Source organism: Streptomyces spectabilis, from assembly GCF_008704795.1.
Taxonomy (GTDB): domain Bacteria; phylum Actinomycetota; class Actinomycetes; order Streptomycetales; family Streptomycetaceae; genus Streptomyces; species Streptomyces spectabilis.
The window spans coordinates 2,895,539-2,910,492 of sequence record NZ_CP023690.1; the positions used below are offsets into that span (position 1 = coordinate 2,895,539).

Annotated in this window: 13 protein-coding genes and 1 riboswitch; of the genes, 3 read left to right on the forward strand and 10 right to left on the reverse strand. The window is 69.7% G+C overall.

Features of this window, described 5'->3' with window-relative positions; genetic code table 11:
• Positions 1 to 5 precede the first annotated feature (5 nt).
• A complete protein-coding gene (locus tag CP982_RS12510) occupies positions 6 to 1,421 on the forward strand; it encodes an SLC13 family permease (RefSeq protein WP_150510593.1) in 1,416 nt (471 codons plus the stop codon).
• A 31-nt stretch (positions 1,422 to 1,452) separates the two neighbouring features.
• On the forward strand, positions 1,453 to 2,688 hold the full coding sequence (locus tag CP982_RS12515) for a glycerate kinase family protein (RefSeq protein ID WP_150510594.1): 1,236 nt from the start codon (positions 1,453 to 1,455) through the stop codon (positions 2,686 to 2,688).
• Here CP982_RS12515 and CP982_RS12520 read toward each other — a convergent pair.
• From CP982_RS12520 to ctaE, 6 genes are all read right to left on the reverse strand, one after another.
• Entirely contained in the window at positions 2,628 to 4,040 is a 1,413-nt protein-coding gene (locus CP982_RS12520; RefSeq protein ID WP_229878921.1) for an aminotransferase class V-fold PLP-dependent enzyme, read from the reverse strand. The genes CP982_RS12515 and CP982_RS12520 overlap by 61 nt on opposite strands.
• Positions 4,041 to 4,214: 174 nt before the next feature.
• A riboswitch (SAM riboswitch) is annotated at positions 4,215 to 4,332 on the reverse strand.
• 86 nt (positions 4,333 to 4,418) lie between these two features.
• Positions 4,419 to 5,483, reverse strand: coding sequence for an anthranilate phosphoribosyltransferase (trpD, locus tag CP982_RS12525; protein ID WP_150510595.1), 1,065 nt, complete (start codon positions 5,481 to 5,483; stop codon positions 4,419 to 4,421).
• Between the two features lie 144 nt (positions 5,484 to 5,627).
• Positions 5,628 to 7,280, reverse strand: coding sequence for a cytochrome bc1 complex cytochrome b subunit (gene qcrB / locus CP982_RS12530; protein WP_150510596.1), 1,653 nt, complete (start codon positions 7,278 to 7,280; stop codon positions 5,628 to 5,630).
• Positions 7,277 to 8,329 (reverse strand): cytochrome bc1 complex Rieske iron-sulfur subunit, encoded by a 1,053-nt coding sequence (qcrA, locus tag CP982_RS12535; RefSeq protein ID WP_144003010.1) that lies wholly within the window; start codon positions 8,327 to 8,329, stop codon positions 7,277 to 7,279. Before qcrA ends, qcrB begins: the two co-directional genes overlap by 4 nt.
• On the reverse strand, positions 8,326 to 9,135 hold the full coding sequence (gene qcrC, locus CP982_RS12540; protein WP_150510597.1) for a cytochrome bc1 complex diheme cytochrome c subunit: 810 nt from the start codon (positions 9,133 to 9,135) through the stop codon (positions 8,326 to 8,328). The genes qcrA and qcrC overlap by 4 nt, the downstream gene beginning before the upstream one ends.
• 101 nt (positions 9,136 to 9,236) lie before the next feature.
• Positions 9,237 to 9,857, reverse strand: coding sequence for an aa3-type cytochrome oxidase subunit III (gene ctaE / locus CP982_RS12545; protein WP_138959294.1), 621 nt, complete (start codon positions 9,855 to 9,857; stop codon positions 9,237 to 9,239).
• 164 nt (positions 9,858 to 10,021) lie between these two features.
• Here ctaE and CP982_RS12550 point away from each other — a divergent pair, with 164 nt between their 5' ends.
• Positions 10,022 to 10,423, forward strand: a complete 402-nt coding sequence (locus CP982_RS12550; RefSeq protein ID WP_030679529.1) for a DNA-binding transcriptional response regulator — start codon at positions 10,022 to 10,024, stop codon at positions 10,421 to 10,423.
• Between the two features lie 26 nt (positions 10,424 to 10,449).
• On the opposite strand, the gene CP982_RS12555 is transcribed toward CP982_RS12550, so the two are convergent.
• From CP982_RS12555 to ctaC, 4 genes are all read right to left on the reverse strand, one after another.
• The gene (locus tag CP982_RS12555) at positions 10,450 to 11,700 is read right to left on the reverse strand and encodes a L,D-transpeptidase (RefSeq protein WP_150510598.1); all 1,251 of its coding nucleotides are present in this window, start codon (positions 11,698 to 11,700) and stop codon (positions 10,450 to 10,452) included.
• A 154-nt stretch (positions 11,701 to 11,854) separates the two neighbouring features.
• Complete coding sequence (locus CP982_RS12560; RefSeq protein ID WP_030679536.1) at positions 11,855 to 12,253, reverse strand: cytochrome c oxidase subunit 4; 399 nt, start codon at positions 12,251 to 12,253, stop codon at positions 11,855 to 11,857.
• The gene (gene ctaD, locus CP982_RS12565; protein WP_144003013.1) at positions 12,250 to 13,986 is read right to left on the reverse strand and encodes an aa3-type cytochrome oxidase subunit I; all 1,737 of its coding nucleotides are present in this window, start codon (positions 13,984 to 13,986) and stop codon (positions 12,250 to 12,252) included. The genes CP982_RS12560 and ctaD overlap by 4 nt, the downstream gene beginning before the upstream one ends.
• A complete protein-coding gene (gene ctaC / locus CP982_RS12570; protein ID WP_150510599.1) occupies positions 13,983 to 14,945 on the reverse strand; it encodes an aa3-type cytochrome oxidase subunit II in 963 nt (320 codons plus the stop codon). Before ctaC ends, ctaD begins: the two co-directional genes overlap by 4 nt.
• Between the last annotated feature and the right edge of the window lie 9 nt (positions 14,946 to 14,954).

The following is a 14,954-nucleotide window of genomic DNA, read 5'->3' on the forward strand; positions in this document are numbered from 1 at the left end:
GGCGCGTGACAGCGACACCGCGGCAACTGATCCTCCTGTGCCTGGCCCTGAGCCTGTGCGCGCTCCTCGCCGTCCCCGGCAACTTCCCCGGCCTCGGCGGCGACGCCCGGCTCACGCTCGCCGTGTTCGCGCTCGCGACCTGTGCCTGGATCGGCACGCCCATCGACGACACGTACATCGCGCTCGGCGCGGGGCTCGCCCTCACCGCCACCGGCGTGATCAGCAGCGACACCCTCTTCGGCACCCTCGGGGACGAGACGGTGTGGCTGCTGATCTGCGCGTTCGTCCTCGCGGCCGCGGTGGCGCGCAGCGGCCTCGCGGGGCGTGCGGCGGCCTTCCTGGTCAGCGGGGCGCGCAGCGTCCGGCAGCTGACGCACCTGACGACCGCCGCGCTCGTGGTCACGGCGTTCGCGGTGCCCGCCACGTCGGGCCGGGCCGCGCTCGCGCTGCCCGTCTTCCTCGCCCTCTCCAAGGTCCTGGCCGACCGCAGACGACTGGCGGTGATGCTGGCGCTGCTCTTCCCGACCGTCATCCTGCTGTCGGCGGTCGCGACCCTGATCGGCGCCGGAGCGCATCTGATCACGGTGTCCGTCCTGTGGGAGAGCACCGGACAGGAGATCGGCTTCACGAAGTGGCTGCTGCTCGGCCTGCCGCTGGCGATCGCCTCGTCCCACCTCGCCGCCGAGGCCGTGCTCCTGACGACCACGCGCCGCGCGGACCGCGAAGGTCCTGTCGCCATCACAGCGGAGCAGATACAGGAGCACACCGAACAGCCCGTGACCGGCCCCTGGGAGGCCGCCGAGACGCGCTGCGCGCTGCTGCTCGGCACGGTCGTCGCGCTGTGGTGCAGCGAGCCGCTGCACCGCGTCCCGCCCGCCGTGGTCGCGCTGATCGGCGCGGTCGTCGCGGCCTCGCCCGCGCTCGGCACCGTCCGGCTCAAGGACGCCCTGAAGACCGTGCCGTGGTCGCTGCTGCTCTTCATGGCGGCGACGATGGCGATGGGCGTGGCGCTCGCCGAGTCGGGCGCCGCGAAGTGGCTGGTGACGGGCCTTCCCGTCGACGTGCCGCCCTGGCTCTTCCTCGCCGTCGTCATCACGGTCAGCACGGCGGCCCATCTGGTCCTGCAGTCCCGCTCGGCCCGTTCGTCGGTGCTCGTGCCGCTGGTCGTGGCCGCCGCCGTGGGCGCGGGTGTGAACCCGGTCGCCGCGGCCCTCGCGTCCACGGCCGCCGCGGGCTTCTGCCACACCCTGCCCGCCTCGGCGAAGCCGGTGACCCTGTTCGCCGACATCCCCGGCACCCCCACCTACACCCCGCGTGACCTGCTGCGGCTCTCCGCCGTCCTGGCCCCGCTCACGGCCGCGCTCGTCCTGCTGTTCGCCCTCGCGGTGTGGCCGCTGCTCGGCGTGCCCGTCAGCCGCTGAGCCCGCCCCCCGCCCTCAAGGAGTACGCCCCATGCCGACCACGTCCCCCGCGCCGTCCTCGATCCGCCGTGTCGCCGTCGCCCCCAGCGGCTTCAAGGAATCCCTGTCCGCCCAGTCCGCCGCCGAGGCCATCGCGCAGGGCGTCCGGCGCGTCCTGCCCGCCGCCGAGGTCGATCTGATCCCGCTCGTGGACGGCGGCGAGGGCACCGCGCAGGGCCTCGCCGCGGCCACCGGCGGGCGGCTCGTCGCCCTGCCCGCCACCGGCCCGGTCGGCGAGCGCATCGGCACCCACTTCGCCCTCCTCGACTCGGGCACCGCCGTGGTGGAGATGGCGGCGGCCGCGGGCCTGCGCCTGGTGCCGCGCGAGCTGCGCGACCCCGGCGCCACCACGACGTACGGCGTGGGCGAGCTGATCCGCGCCGCGCTCGACACCGGTGCCCGGCGCATCCTGGTGGGCTGCGGCGACTCGGGCACGTCGGACGGCGGCGCGGGCGCGCTCCAGGCCCTCGGCGTCCGCCTCCTGGACGCGGACGGCTGGGAACTGCCGCGCGGCGGCCGGGAGCTGCCGCGCCTGCACCACGTCGACGCCTCCCGCGCCGACCCGCGGCTCGCGGAGGCCGAGCTGCTCGTCGCCTGCAACCAGCACAACGTCCTGTGCGGCGAGCAGGGCGTGGCCCGCGTCTTCGGCCCGCAGAAGGGCGCGACCCCGGCCCAGGTCGAGGAGCTCGCCGCGGGCCTGGAGCGCTGGGCGTACGTCCTCACCCGCGATCTGAAGGTGACCACCGACCTGTTCCACGGCCCCGGCACCGGCGCCTCCGGCGGCCTCGGCGCGGGTCTCGCCGCGCTCGGCGCCCGGCTGCTTCCCCGCTTCGACGTCCTGCTCGACCACCTCGACCTGGACGCCCGCCTGGCCCGCGCCGACCTCGTCGTCACCGCGGAGGGCGCCCTCGACCGGCAGACGCCGCGCGGCAAGGTCCCGGCCGAAGTGGCCCGCCGCGCCAAGCTGTTCGACCGCCCGGTGCTCGCCCTCGCGGGCACCATCGGCGACGGGGCGCACCTGGTGCGGGCCGCGGGCGTGGACGCCTACAGCTCGATCCTGCCCGCCCCGGTGACGCTCACGGAGGCGCTCGGCCGGGGGGCCGAGTTCCTCACCGACGCCACCGAGCGGGCCCTGCGGATGATCGTGCTCGGCTCACGCCTTCCGGGTCAGGCGGCCGTCGCCTCGCTGTCGGTGTCGGGCACGCAGCGCCCGTCCTCGGTGCGGTAGCTCCACCGCGCGCCGTCGCTCACCAGCTCCTTGACGGCCCGTACGAACCGCTCGACGTGCTCGTCCGGGGTGCCCGCGCCGAAGCTCACGCGGATCGCGTTCAGCGACCGCTCGCCGGGCGCGGCCTCCGGGGCGCCGCACTCGCCGGGCTCGTCGGGCGCGCTGCCGAGGAGCGTGCGCACCAGCGGGTGCGCGCAGAACAGGCCGTCGCGCACACCGATGCCGTACTCGGCGGAGAGCGCGGCGGCGAAGTGCGAGCTGTTCCAGCCGTCGACCACGAAGGAGATGACCCCGACGCGGGGCGCGTCGTCGCCGAACAGCGAGAGCACCCGCACCTCGGGGACCTCGGCGAGCCCCTCGCGCACCGTCCGGATCAGCTGCCGCTCGCGCGCGACCAGGGCGTCGAACCCGGCCTCGGTCAGGGCCTTGCAGGCGGCGGCGATGGAGTAGGCCCCGATCACGTTCGGCGAGCCGGCCTCGTGCCGGGCGGCGGTGTCGTGCCACTCGACGTCCACTCCCCCGTCGGTGCGCCGCGTCACCGTGCGCGAGGCGCCGCCGCCGGCGAGGTAGGGCTCGGCGGCACGCAGCCAGTCGGCTCGCCCCGCGAGCACCCCGGAGCCGAAGGGCGCGTACAGCTTGTGCCCGGAGAAGGCGACCCAGTCGACGTCCAACTCCGCGATGTCCAGGGGGTGGTGGGGCGCGAGCTGCGCGGCGTCGAGGACGATCCGGGCGCCGTGCGCGTGCGCGGCGGCGGCCAGCTCCCGCACCGGCCACAGCTCACCGGTGACGTTCGAGGCGCCGGTCACGCACACCAGGGCGGGCCCGTAGGGGTCCCGGTCGGCGAGCGCGCGCTCCAGGTTCCGCACCGCGTCGCCGGGCGTACGGGGGGCGTTGAGGTACGTGACGCGCGCGTCGCGCCACGGAAGCAGCGAGGCGTGGTGCTCGGTCTCGAAGACGAAGACCTGGCAGTCGGCGGGCAGGGCGGCGGCGAGCAGGTTCAGCGAGTCCGTGGTGGACCGGGTGAAGACCACCTGATCGCCCTCGCGGCACCCGAGGAACTCGGCCACCGTCCTGCGGGCGTTCTCGAACAGGTCGGTCGAGAGCTGGGACAGGTATCCGGCGCCGCGGTGCACGCTGCCGTAGTACGGCGCGTACGCGGCCACGTCGTCCCACACCCGCTGCAGCGCCGGGGCGCTCGCCGCGTAGTCGAGCGCCGCGTACGTCACCTCGCCGCCGGTGACGAGGGGCACGGTCACGTCACGGCCGAGCACGGGCAGCGGCTCGGCGCAGCAGGGGTCGGCGGACTCGGCGGCAGCGGCGGCGGTGGCGGTGGCAGCGGTGGAGGCAGGCATGGCGAACTCCCGTAAGAGGCAGGCGAGATCACTGTGCGGACAGCGGTCGACGCGACCGGTCAACGGCACAGGAGAAGTGATGAGGAGATAGGAGATGAGGGGCCTTCGGCCCTATCGCATTCGCTGGCTCACGAGACTGCTCCCTCGACGACCAGGACCCCTGGTGACGCGAGGGGTCCGCGCTTGCGGTGAACCTTGCTGTTCACCGCCTGGTCTTCACCCGGGGCACCCCGCCACGGACGGAGGGTTGCCGGACAGCGGGCCGGGGCCGTAGTCGCTGTCACTCATGACCTGCGCAGCATCTTGCCACACGATCTTCAACGCGCAACACCGCAGTCCAGGATCCGGACTGCGGTGTGCGCCACACCCTGCTCGCGGTCAGCGGTTGCTGGCCGTCACCCAGCGCGCGAGGGCGGCCCGCGCGGCGCCCGAGTCGATCGAGTCGGCCGCCTTCGCCATGCCCGCGCGGATCCGCTCCGCGAGCGGGCCCTCGCCGGGCTCCAGGGCGACGAGCGCGGCCGCCGCGTTCAGCAGCACCGCGTCCCGCACGGGGCCTCTCTCGCCGTCCAGGAGCCGCCGCGCGACCTCCGCGTTGTACGAGGCGTCGGCGCCCCGGAGCGCCTCGACGGGCACCACGTCGATGCCGACGTCGCGCGGGTCGAAGGCCTCCTCGCGGACGCCGCCGTCGCGGACCACCCACACCCGGGACGTGGCCGTGGTGGTGAGCTCGTCCAGGCCGTCGTCGCCGCGGAAGACCAGGGCGGAGGAACCGCGCTCGGCGAGCACGCCCGCGAGGATCGGCGCCATCCGCGCGTCCGCGACCCCGGTGGCCTGGGCCCGGACCTTCGCCGGGTTGGTCAGCGGGCCGAGGAAGTTGAACGTGGTGCGGATGCCCAGCTCGCGCCGCGCGGGCGCCACGTGCCGCAGCGCCGGGTGGAACTTCACCGCGAAGCAGAAGGTGATCCCGGCCTCCTCCGCGACCTCGCGCACCCGCTGCGGCGTCAGCTCCAGATTGACGCCGAGCTTCTCCAGGACGTCGGAGGCGCCGGACGCGCTGGACGCCGCCCGGTTGCCGTGCTTGACGACCTTCGCGCCCGTCCCGGCGACCACGATCGCGGACATGGTGGAGATGTTGACGGTCTTGGCGCCGTCGCCGCCGGTGCCGACGATGTCGACGCTCGGGCCCGGCACGTCGATGACGTGCGCGTGCGCGTACATGGCGCGGACGAGACCGGAGATCTCCTCGACGGTCTCCCCCTTGGCGCGCAGCGCGACGGCGAAGCCCGCGATCTGCGCGTCGGTCGCCTCGCCGCGCATGATGCGGTCCATCGCCCAGGCCGTGTCGTCGGCGCTCTGGTCGCGGCCGTCGAGCAGGCCGTTCAGCACGTCGGGCCAGGAACGGGCCGCCGCGGTGTCGCCTCCTGCGGGGGTCACAGCGCTCATGGCCGCTCCTGAGTTCATCGAGGGATCCGTCCCCACCTCTGGGGGTGACCCCACCCTATCCAGCCCGCGGACGGCGAAGAGCCCCGTCCAGGTGCTGGACGGGGCTCTTGCCGTGGCGACCGTAACGGTCCGGAACCTAAGGGATCAGTGGTGACCGTGGCCGCTCGTGATCTCCTTGTACTCGTCGACCGTCGGCTTCGGGATCTGGCCGTCCTCGCCGTACATGCCCTTGGACAGCTTCGCCCGCAGCTTCTGCGAGCCCGTCACCTTGCGCTCGACGCCGTTCTCGTCGACCGTCGCGCCGATCTCGAGCGGCTTGTACTGCTCGTGCGCGGTGAGGGTGTGCAGCTGGTCCTGGTCGAGCGGCTCGTGCACCTCGATGAACTCACCGTGCGGCAGGCGCTTGATGATGCCGGACTCGCGTCCGTGCAGCACCTTGTCCTTGTCGCGGCGCTGGAGGCCCAGGCAGATCCGCTTGGTGACGACGAACGCGATGACCGGTCCGACGAAGAAGAAGATCCGGACGAACCAGGTGATCGAGTTGATCGACAGGTGGAAGTGCGTGGCCCACAGGTCGTTTCCACCACCGACCAGCATGATCATGTACGCGGTGATCCAGGCGACGCCGAACGCGGTCCGCGTCGGGGCGTTGCGCGGGCGGTCCAGGATGTGGTGCTCGCGCTTGTCGCCGGTGACCCAGGACTCGATGAACGGGTAGACGGCGATGGCCGCGAGGACCAGCGGGAAGATCACCAGCGGGATGAACACGCCCAGGACCAGCGTGTGGCCCCAGAGGTTGATCTCCCAGCCCGGCATGACACGGATCAGACCCTCGGCGAAGCCCATGTACCAGTCGGGCTGGGCGCCGGTGGACACCTGGTCCGGTCGGTACGGGCCGATCGCCCAGATCGGGTTGATCGAGGCGATCGCCGCGACGGCCGCGATGACACCGAAGACCAGGAAGAAGAAGCCTCCGGCCTTGGCCATGTAGACCGGGAGCAGCGGCATGCCGACGACGTTCTTGTTGGTCTTGCCGGGACCCGCGAACTGCGTGTGCTTGTGGTAGAAGACCAGGATCAGGTGCGCCACCACGAGGCCGAGCATGATGCCCGGCAGCAGCAGGATGTGGACCGAGTAGAAGCGGGCCACGAAGTCGCCGCCGGGGAACTCGCCGCCGAACAGGAACATCGACAGGTACGTACCGACGATCGGCACGGACAGGACCGCGCCCTGCATGAAGCGGACACCGGTGCCGGAGAGCAGGTCGTCGGGGAGCGAGTAACCGGTGAAGCCGGTGAACATGCCGAGGACGAACAGCAGGAAGCCGAACAGCCAGTTGACCTCACGCGGCTTGCGGAAGGCGCCGGTGAAGAACACGCGCATCATGTGCACGAACATGCCGGCGAGGAAGATCAGCGCCGCCCAGTGGTGGATCTGCCGGATGAGCAGACCACCGCGCACATCGAAGGAGATGTGCATGGTCGAGTTGAACGCCTCGGACATCAGCTGGCCCTGCAGGGGCACGTAGCTGCCGTGGTACTCCACCTCGTTCATCGACGGGTGGAAGAACAGCGTCAGATACACACCCGTGAGGATGATGATGATGAAGCTGTAGAGGCAGATCTCACCGAGCATGAAGGACCAGTGGTCCGGGAAGATCTTGCGCATGTTGGCCTTGGCCAGGGAGTAGATCCCCAGGCGGCCGTCGGCCCAGTCCGCGACCCGCTCGCCGGCGGGTGCTTTCTTGCGTGAGTCGGCCGCGGGGGCGGCCGTCGCCGTGGTGTTCTCGGTGCTCATCCGCGCTCCCAGAAGGCAGGACCGACGGGCTCTTCGAAGTCGCCGTGCGCCTCGAGGTAGCCCTCCTCGTTCACGCCGATCTTCAGCTGCGGAAGGGCGTGACCGGCGGGGCCGAAGATGACTCGGGCGCCGTCGGAGAGGTCGAAGGTGGACTGGTGGCACGGGCAGAGGACGTGGTGCGTCTGCTGCTCGTACAGGGAGATCGGGCAGCCCACGTGGGTGCAGATCTTGGAGTACGCGACGATGCCCTCGTGCGACCACGCCAGCTCGCGCTTGTCCTTGATGTCGGCCGGCTGGAGCCGGACGATCATCAGGGCGGCCTTGGCGATCTGGGTCTGGAAGTCGTGGTCGTGCTCCTCCAGGCCTTCCGGCTTGGCGAAGGTCAGCGAACCGACGGCCACGTCCGAGGGACGCAGCGGCTCGTTCGTGTTCATGTTCACGAGCAGCTTGCCCTTGGACCACAGGGTGTGCCGCAGCTTGTCCTCCGGCAGCGGACCGAGGTCACGCAGCAGGACGACGCCGGACAGCGGAACCAGGGTCAGCGCGCCGAACATGGTGTTGCGGATCAGCTTGCGCCGGCCGAGCTGGGACTCCTTCGCGCCCTGCGCGAAGTCCGCCATGACCTTGGCCTTGACGTCCGGCTCGGCCTCGATCGCGTGCCGCTCGTCGGCGACCTCTTCGTCGGACATCAGGGTGCGGGCCCAGTGGACCGCGCCCGCGCCGATGCAGAACAGCGCCACGCCGAGGGTCATGCCGAGCGCGAAGTTCAGCGCGCTGATGTGCCCGATCGGCCAGATGTAGACGTTCTTGTCGACCGGGAACGCCACGTACGAGGCGATGAAGCCGACGGTCGCCAGCATCGAGATGGTGAAGAGCATCGCGACCGTGCGCTCGGAGCGCCGGGCGGCCTTCTCGTCGATGTCCTGGACGCGGTGCTCGTGCGGCGGCAGGCCCGGGTCCGCGAACGGGTCCTCGGCTACGGCCACCGCGCCGTGCGCGGACTCCTGCTCGCTCGGCAGGTTCTCTTCTGGGGTTTCTTGGCTACTCATGACTTCTTGGCCTTTGCGGTCCGGGCGGCGACCCACACGGCGACCGCGATCAGCGCGCCGAGGCCGAAGATCCAGGCGAACAGACCCTCGCTGACCGGTCCGAGACCGCCCAGCTTGAGGCCGCCCGGGCTCTCGGTCTTCTCGCTGTTGACCGCGTCGATGTACGCGATGATTTCCTTCTTGTTCTTCTCCGGCATCGTCGTGTCGGGGAAGGAAGGCATGTTCTGCGGGCCGGTCTGCATGGCCTCGTAGATGTGCTTCTTGCTGACGCCTTCGAGGCTCGGCGCGAACTTGCCGTGGGTCAGCGCGCCACCCTCACCGGTGAAGTTGTGGCACTGGGCACAGTTGGTGCGGAACAGCTCGCCGCCCTTGGCGATGTCGGCGCCCTTCGGGTCGACCTGCTTCTCGGTCGGGACGGAGGGGCCGGCACCGAGCGAGGCCACGTACGCGGCCAGCTGGTCGATCTCGGCCTGGCTGTAGATGACCTTCTTCTTCGGCGCCTGGGCGCCCTGCTGCTGCAGCGGCATCCGGCCGGTGCCGACCTGGAAGTCGACAGCCGCGGCGCCGACGCCGACCAGGCTCGGGCCGTCGGAGCCGCCCTGACCGCCGGTTCCGTGGCAGCTGGAGCAGCCCACGGCATAGAGCTTCTTGCCCTCGTCAATGGCGAGGGACTGAGCGGTTTCGTCGGCCTGCGCCTTGTCCGCCGGGGCGAACGCGGCGTACAGCCCCCCGGTGGCCGCCAGCGCGAGGAGTAGGACGACGACCGCCGCCAGCGGATGGCGTCGTCGTGCGGAGAGCTTTTTCACGGATTACCCCGGTGTCAGGATCTTCTGCGTCGATGCTTCTGGAATGTGTCGGTACGTCGGGCGCGTCGGACGGCACTGGGCCGCCGTGCTCCCGGCGCCGACTACTTGATCATGTAGATCGTGGCGAAGAGGCCGATCCAGACGACATCGACGAAGTGCCAGTAGTAGGACACGACGATGGCGGCGGTCGCCTGCTCGTGGGTGAACCTCCTGGCCGCGTACGTACGGCCGAGGACCAGCAGGAAGGCGATGAGACCGCCCGTCACATGCAGTCCGTGGAAGCCGGTGGTCAGGTAGAAGACCGAGCCGTAGGGGTCCGACGAGAGCGAAAGGCCCTCGTGCTTGACCAGCTCGGTGTACTCGAAGACCTGGCCGCCGATGAAGATCGCACCCATGATGAAGGTGACGATGAACCACATCCGGAGCTTCTTCACGTCACCGCGCTCGGCGGCGAACACGCCGAGCTGACAGGTGAGGGAGGAAAGCACCAGGATCGTGGTGTTGGTCGCCGAGAACGGGAAGTTCAGGGCATCGGCCATTTCCTTCCAGTGGTCGGGACCGGTCACCGATCGCAGGGTGAAGTACATCGCGAAGAGGGCCGCGAAGAACATCAGCTCGGAACTCAGCCAGATGATGGTTCCGACGCTGGTGAGGTTCGGTCGATTGACCGGCGGGTGCGCGTGCCCGGTGTCTACTGTCGTTGCTGTCGCCACGACCGACATTATGTCGGTCGCTTATCCCGCCCTCACCCCGGGGGGTGCCGTTCGGAGTGTCTGCGGCGTGTGTCCTGCCCGGATGGCCCATCGCGGCACTGTCCGAACCGGTGTTGACGGGGTGTCGGGAGGAGTAGCATCCGCGCGAGATCCCTCGACGACGCGGAGGAACCATGCAGCCGACCGCCACGGTGTTGATCTACAGCGATGACGCGAGCACGCGCGAACAGGTCCGCCTCGCGGCCGGGCGCAGGCCCGCAAGTGACGTCCCCGAGGTCCGCTTCGTCGAATGCGCGACGCTGCCCGCGGTCCTCAAGGAGCTCGACCACGGCGGCATCGACGTGTGCGTGCTCGACGGCGAGGCCGCACCCGCGGGCGGCATGGGCGTCTGCCGCCAGATCAAGGACGAGGTCTTCCAGGCCCCGCCGGTGCTGCTGCTCATGGGGCGCCCGCAGGACGCCTGGCTGGCCACCTGGAGCCGCGCCGAGGCGGCGGTGACCCTGCCGGTCGACCCGGTGGAGTTCGCCGCCGCCCTGGCCTCTCTGCTGCGTTCCCGGGCCGCTCTGAGCGCCTAGGAGCCGCGCCCCCGCCCTGCGTGCCCCTAGGCCGACTGGGGGCGCAGGCGGGTCGCCTCCACCGCCGCGCGGCCCGCCTTGGTGTCCGCCAGGAGGGCGCTGCCCTTGCGCCAGGTCTTCCAGGGGACGTTCCAGTCGCCGTAGCCGTTGCCGAAGTGGTCCATGTCGGCGCCGTAGCTGTTGACGACCTCGACGATGTCACCCTGACGGACCGTCTCGTAGAACCAGGCGGCGTTGCCCGTGCTCATGCCGGTGCAGCCGTGGCTGGTGTTGGCGTAGCCCTGGGAGCCCACCGACCAGGGGGCGGCGTGCACATATTCGCCGCTGTCCGTCACCCTCGTCGCGTAATAGACCATTTTGTCGTAGAAGTCCGAGGCGCCGATGCTGGCGCTGGTCATCCGTACGACGTACTCCTTGCCGAGCACCACCTTGATGCCGTTGCGCGTGGAGTAGCCGGGCTTGCCGGTGGTCACCGGGATGGAGTTGATCTCCTCGCCGTTGCGGTAGACCGTCATCCAGTGGGAGCCGGCGTCCGTGACGGCCACGACCTTGTCGCCGGTGGTGAGCTTCAGGGGCTTGGACTCGGCGCCCCACAGCTTGTCGGTGACCTTCACGCCCTCCAGGTTGCTGTGCGCCTGGATGGTGGCGTGGGTGGGCCAGAACTCCTTGGGGCGGTAGTGCAGCGTCCTGCTGTCCACCCAGTGCCAGGAGCCCTCCGTCGCGGGCTGCGAGCGGACCTTGAGCGCCCGCTCGACGACGGCCCTGGCCGCCTTGGCCTTGACGGGGGCGCTGAGCTTCGCGGTGACCGGCTGGCCGACGCCGTACTTGCCCGCCTCCGGGCCGAAGGTGACCTTCAGCTGCCGCTTCTTGGCGGCCGCGGCGGTGTCGAAGGCCAGGACCTTGCGGCCGGGCGAGCCCTCGTCGTCCTCCGTGCTCACCCGGACGGTGTAGTGCGCGCCCGCCGCGAGGGGCACGGTGCTGTGCCAGCGGGCGCCGTCGGCGGAGAGTTCACCCGCCACGTAACGGCCCTGCTGGTCGGTGGCCGTGACATCCGTGATGCGCCCGTCCTCGCCCTGTGCGGTGACTTCGAGGGGCTTGTCCGGGTCGGCCTTCCCGCTGCTGCCCGCGGGGCCGTTGAAGGCGATCTGGCTCGCCGCGTCGTACGGCTTCGCCGAGAGCGGATGGCCGCCGGCCCCGCAGGCCGTGGTGACCGTGCCGACGGCGACCACAAGGAGGGTGCAGCTCAGTACCGTGCGGGTTCGCGGAGAGTGGCTCATGACCACACGGTATGAAGGTTCGACACGCCGTGCGCGGTGAGTGACCCGTACGAGGGTTCACCCGGAAGGCGGACGCGGGAGGGCGGCGGGAAAGGCCAGGGGCCCGGACGCTCCTGACGGAGTGTCCGGGCCCCTGGGGCGCGACGGGAGATCCCTACTGGTTCTGGTTCTCGCCGCGGTAGTACTCGAAGACCCAGCCCCACAGGCCGATCAGGATGATCGGGGCCGAGAAGTACAGCAGCCACCAGCCGAAGACGACGCCCATGAAGGCGAGCGCGCCACCGACGGCCAGGGACAGCGGCTGCCAGCTGTGCGGGCTGAAGAAGCCCACCTCGCCGGCCTCGTCCGCGACGTCCGCTTCCTTGTTGTCCTGTGCGGCGGCGTCGACTCGCCGGGCCGTGAAGGCCAGGTAGTAGCCGATCATGATGCACAGGCCGAAGGCCAGGAAGAGCGCGGTGGTACCGGCGGGCTCCTTCGACCACCAGCCATAGACGATCGCCATGGCCAGTACGAAGACGCTCAGCCAGATGAACATCTTGCCCTGGATCTTCACTTGCCGGCCTCCTTGTTGCCAGCGAGCGCCTTCTCGCCGTGACCGGCGTTCTCGAGCTGGTCGAGTGCGGCGATCTCCGGGTGGTGCAGGTCGAACGCCGGGGATTCGCTACGGATGCGCGGCAGCGTGAGGAAGTTGTGCCGCGGCGGCGGGCAGGACGTCGCCCACTCGAGCGAGCGGCCGTAGCCCCACGGGTCGTCGACCTCGACCTTCTTGCCGTACTTGGCGGTCTTCCAGACGTTGTAGAAGAACGGCAGGATCGACAGGCCGAGCAGGAACGAGGCGATCGTCGAGATCGTGTTCAGGGCGGTGAAGCCGTCGGCGTCCAGGTAGTCCGCATAGCGGCGCGGCATGCCCTCGGCACCCAGCCAGTGCTGGACGAGGAACGTGCCGTGGAAGCCGATGAAGAGCGTCCAGAAGGTGATCTTGCCGAGCCGCTCGTCGAGCATCTTGCCGGTGAACTTCGGCCACCAGAAGTGGAAGCCGGAGAACATCGCGAACACCACGGTGCCGAAGATGACGTAGTGGAAGTGCGCGACCACGAAGTACGAGTCGGAGACGTGGAAGTCCATCGGCGGCGAGGCCAGGATGACGCCGGTCAGACCACCGAAGGTGAAGGTGATCAGGAAGCCGACGGCCCACAGCATCGGGGTCTCGAAACTCAAGGACCCCTTCCACATCGTTCCGATCCAGTTGAAGAACTTCACGCCGGTTGGCACGGCGATGAGGAACGTCATGAAGGAGAAGAACGGGAGCAGTACGCCACCGGTGACGTACATGTGGTGCGCCCACACCGTCACGGACAGACCGGCGATCGCGATGGTCGCGCCGACCAGACCCATGTAGCCGAACATCGGCTTGCGCGAGAAGACCGGAATGACCTCGGAAATGATTCCGAAGAATGGCAGGGCGATGATGTACACCTCTGGATGGCCGAAGAACCAGAAGAGGTGTTGCCAGAGCAAGGCTCCGCCATTGGCCGGATCAAAGATCTGGGCACCGAACTTGCGGTCCGCCTCCAGGGCGAACAGCGCGGCCGCCAGGACCGGGAAGGCGAGCAGGACCAGAACACCGGTCAGGAGCACGTTCCAGGTGAAGATCGGCATGCGGAACATCGTCATGCCGGGGGCGCGCATGCAGATGATCGTGGTGATGAAGTTGACCGAGCCGAGGATCGTGCCGAAGCCGGAGAAGGCCAGACCCATGATCCACATGTCGGCGCCGATGCCCGGGGAGCGGACCGCGTCCGACAGCGGGCTGTAGGCGAACCAGCCGAAGTCGGCCGCGCCGTTCGGCGTGAGGAAGCCGCCGACCGCGATGAGCGAGCCGAACAGGTACAGCCAGTAGGCGAACATGTTCAGCCGCGGGAAGGCGACGTCGGGTGCGCCGATCTGGAGCGGCATGATCCAGTTCGCGAAGCCCGCGAACAGCGGCGTCGCGAACATCAGCAGCATGATCGTGCCGTGCATCGTGAACGCCTGGTTGAACTGCTCGTTCGACATGATCTGCGTGCCGGGACGGGCGAGCTCGGCGCGCATGAAGAGCGCCATGACGCCGCCGATGCAGAAGAACGCGAACGACGTGACCAGATAGAGCGTGCCGATCGTCTTGTGGTCAGTGGTGGTCAACCACTTGATGACGACATTGCCCGGCTGCTTGCGCCGTACCGGCAGCTCATTCTCGTACGAGTCGTCTGCTGCCGCGGCACCCTGAGGTTCGTTGAGGATGCTCACAGTTGGTTCGTCTCCCGGTTCTTCTCGCGGTCCGTCTGCTCGATGCCGGCCGGGATGTAACCGGTCTGGTTCTTCTTCGCGAGGTCTTCGAGGTGCTTCTTGTAGCGCTCGGGGGAGACGACCTTGACGTTGAAGAGCATCCGGGAGTGGTCGACGCCGCACAGCTCGGCGCACTTGCCCATGAAGGTGCCCTCCTTGTTGGGAGTCACCTCGAACGCGTTGGTGTGGCCCGGAATGACGTCCTGCTTCATGAGGAACGGCACCACCCAGAAGGAGTGGATGACGTCACGCGAAGTCAGGACGAAGCGGACCTTCTCGCCCTTGGGGAGCCAGAGGGTCGGACCGGGGTTGCCGTTCTGGGGGTTCCGCTCGCCCGGCGTACCGACCTCGTAGACACCGCCGGCGTTCGCCGGGAAGTCCTTGCGGAAGCGGTCCGGAATGGCGTCGAGGTCCTTGGACGTCTTGGCGTCGCCCTTGTCGGAGCCCGGAACGTCCTCGATGTAGTTGAAGCCCCAGCTCCACTGGTAGCCGACCACGTTGATGGTGTGGGCCGGCTTGTCGTCGAGCGCGAGGAGCTTGGACTCGTCACGGGCGGTGAAGTAGAACAGCACCGAGACGATGATGAGGGGGACGACCGTGTACAGCGCCTCGATGGGCATGTTGTAGCGGGTCTGCGGAGGTACCTCCACCTTGGTGCGACTGCGCCGGTGGAAGATGACGCTCCACAGGATCAGGCCCCAGACCAGCACGCCCGTGGCGAGCGCAGCCGCCCACGAGCCCTGCCAGAGGGAGAGGATCCGCGGAGCCTCCTCCGTGACCGGGGTCGGCATACCCAGGCGGGGAAAGTCCTTGTATGTGCAACCGGTGGCGGTTACCAGGACCAGGCCCGCAGTCAGTGCCTGCAGCAGCTTCCGCCGCATCGGGCGCCGCGGCGAGCGGTCGGAGCCGTTGGGACTCACGTAGCGCCT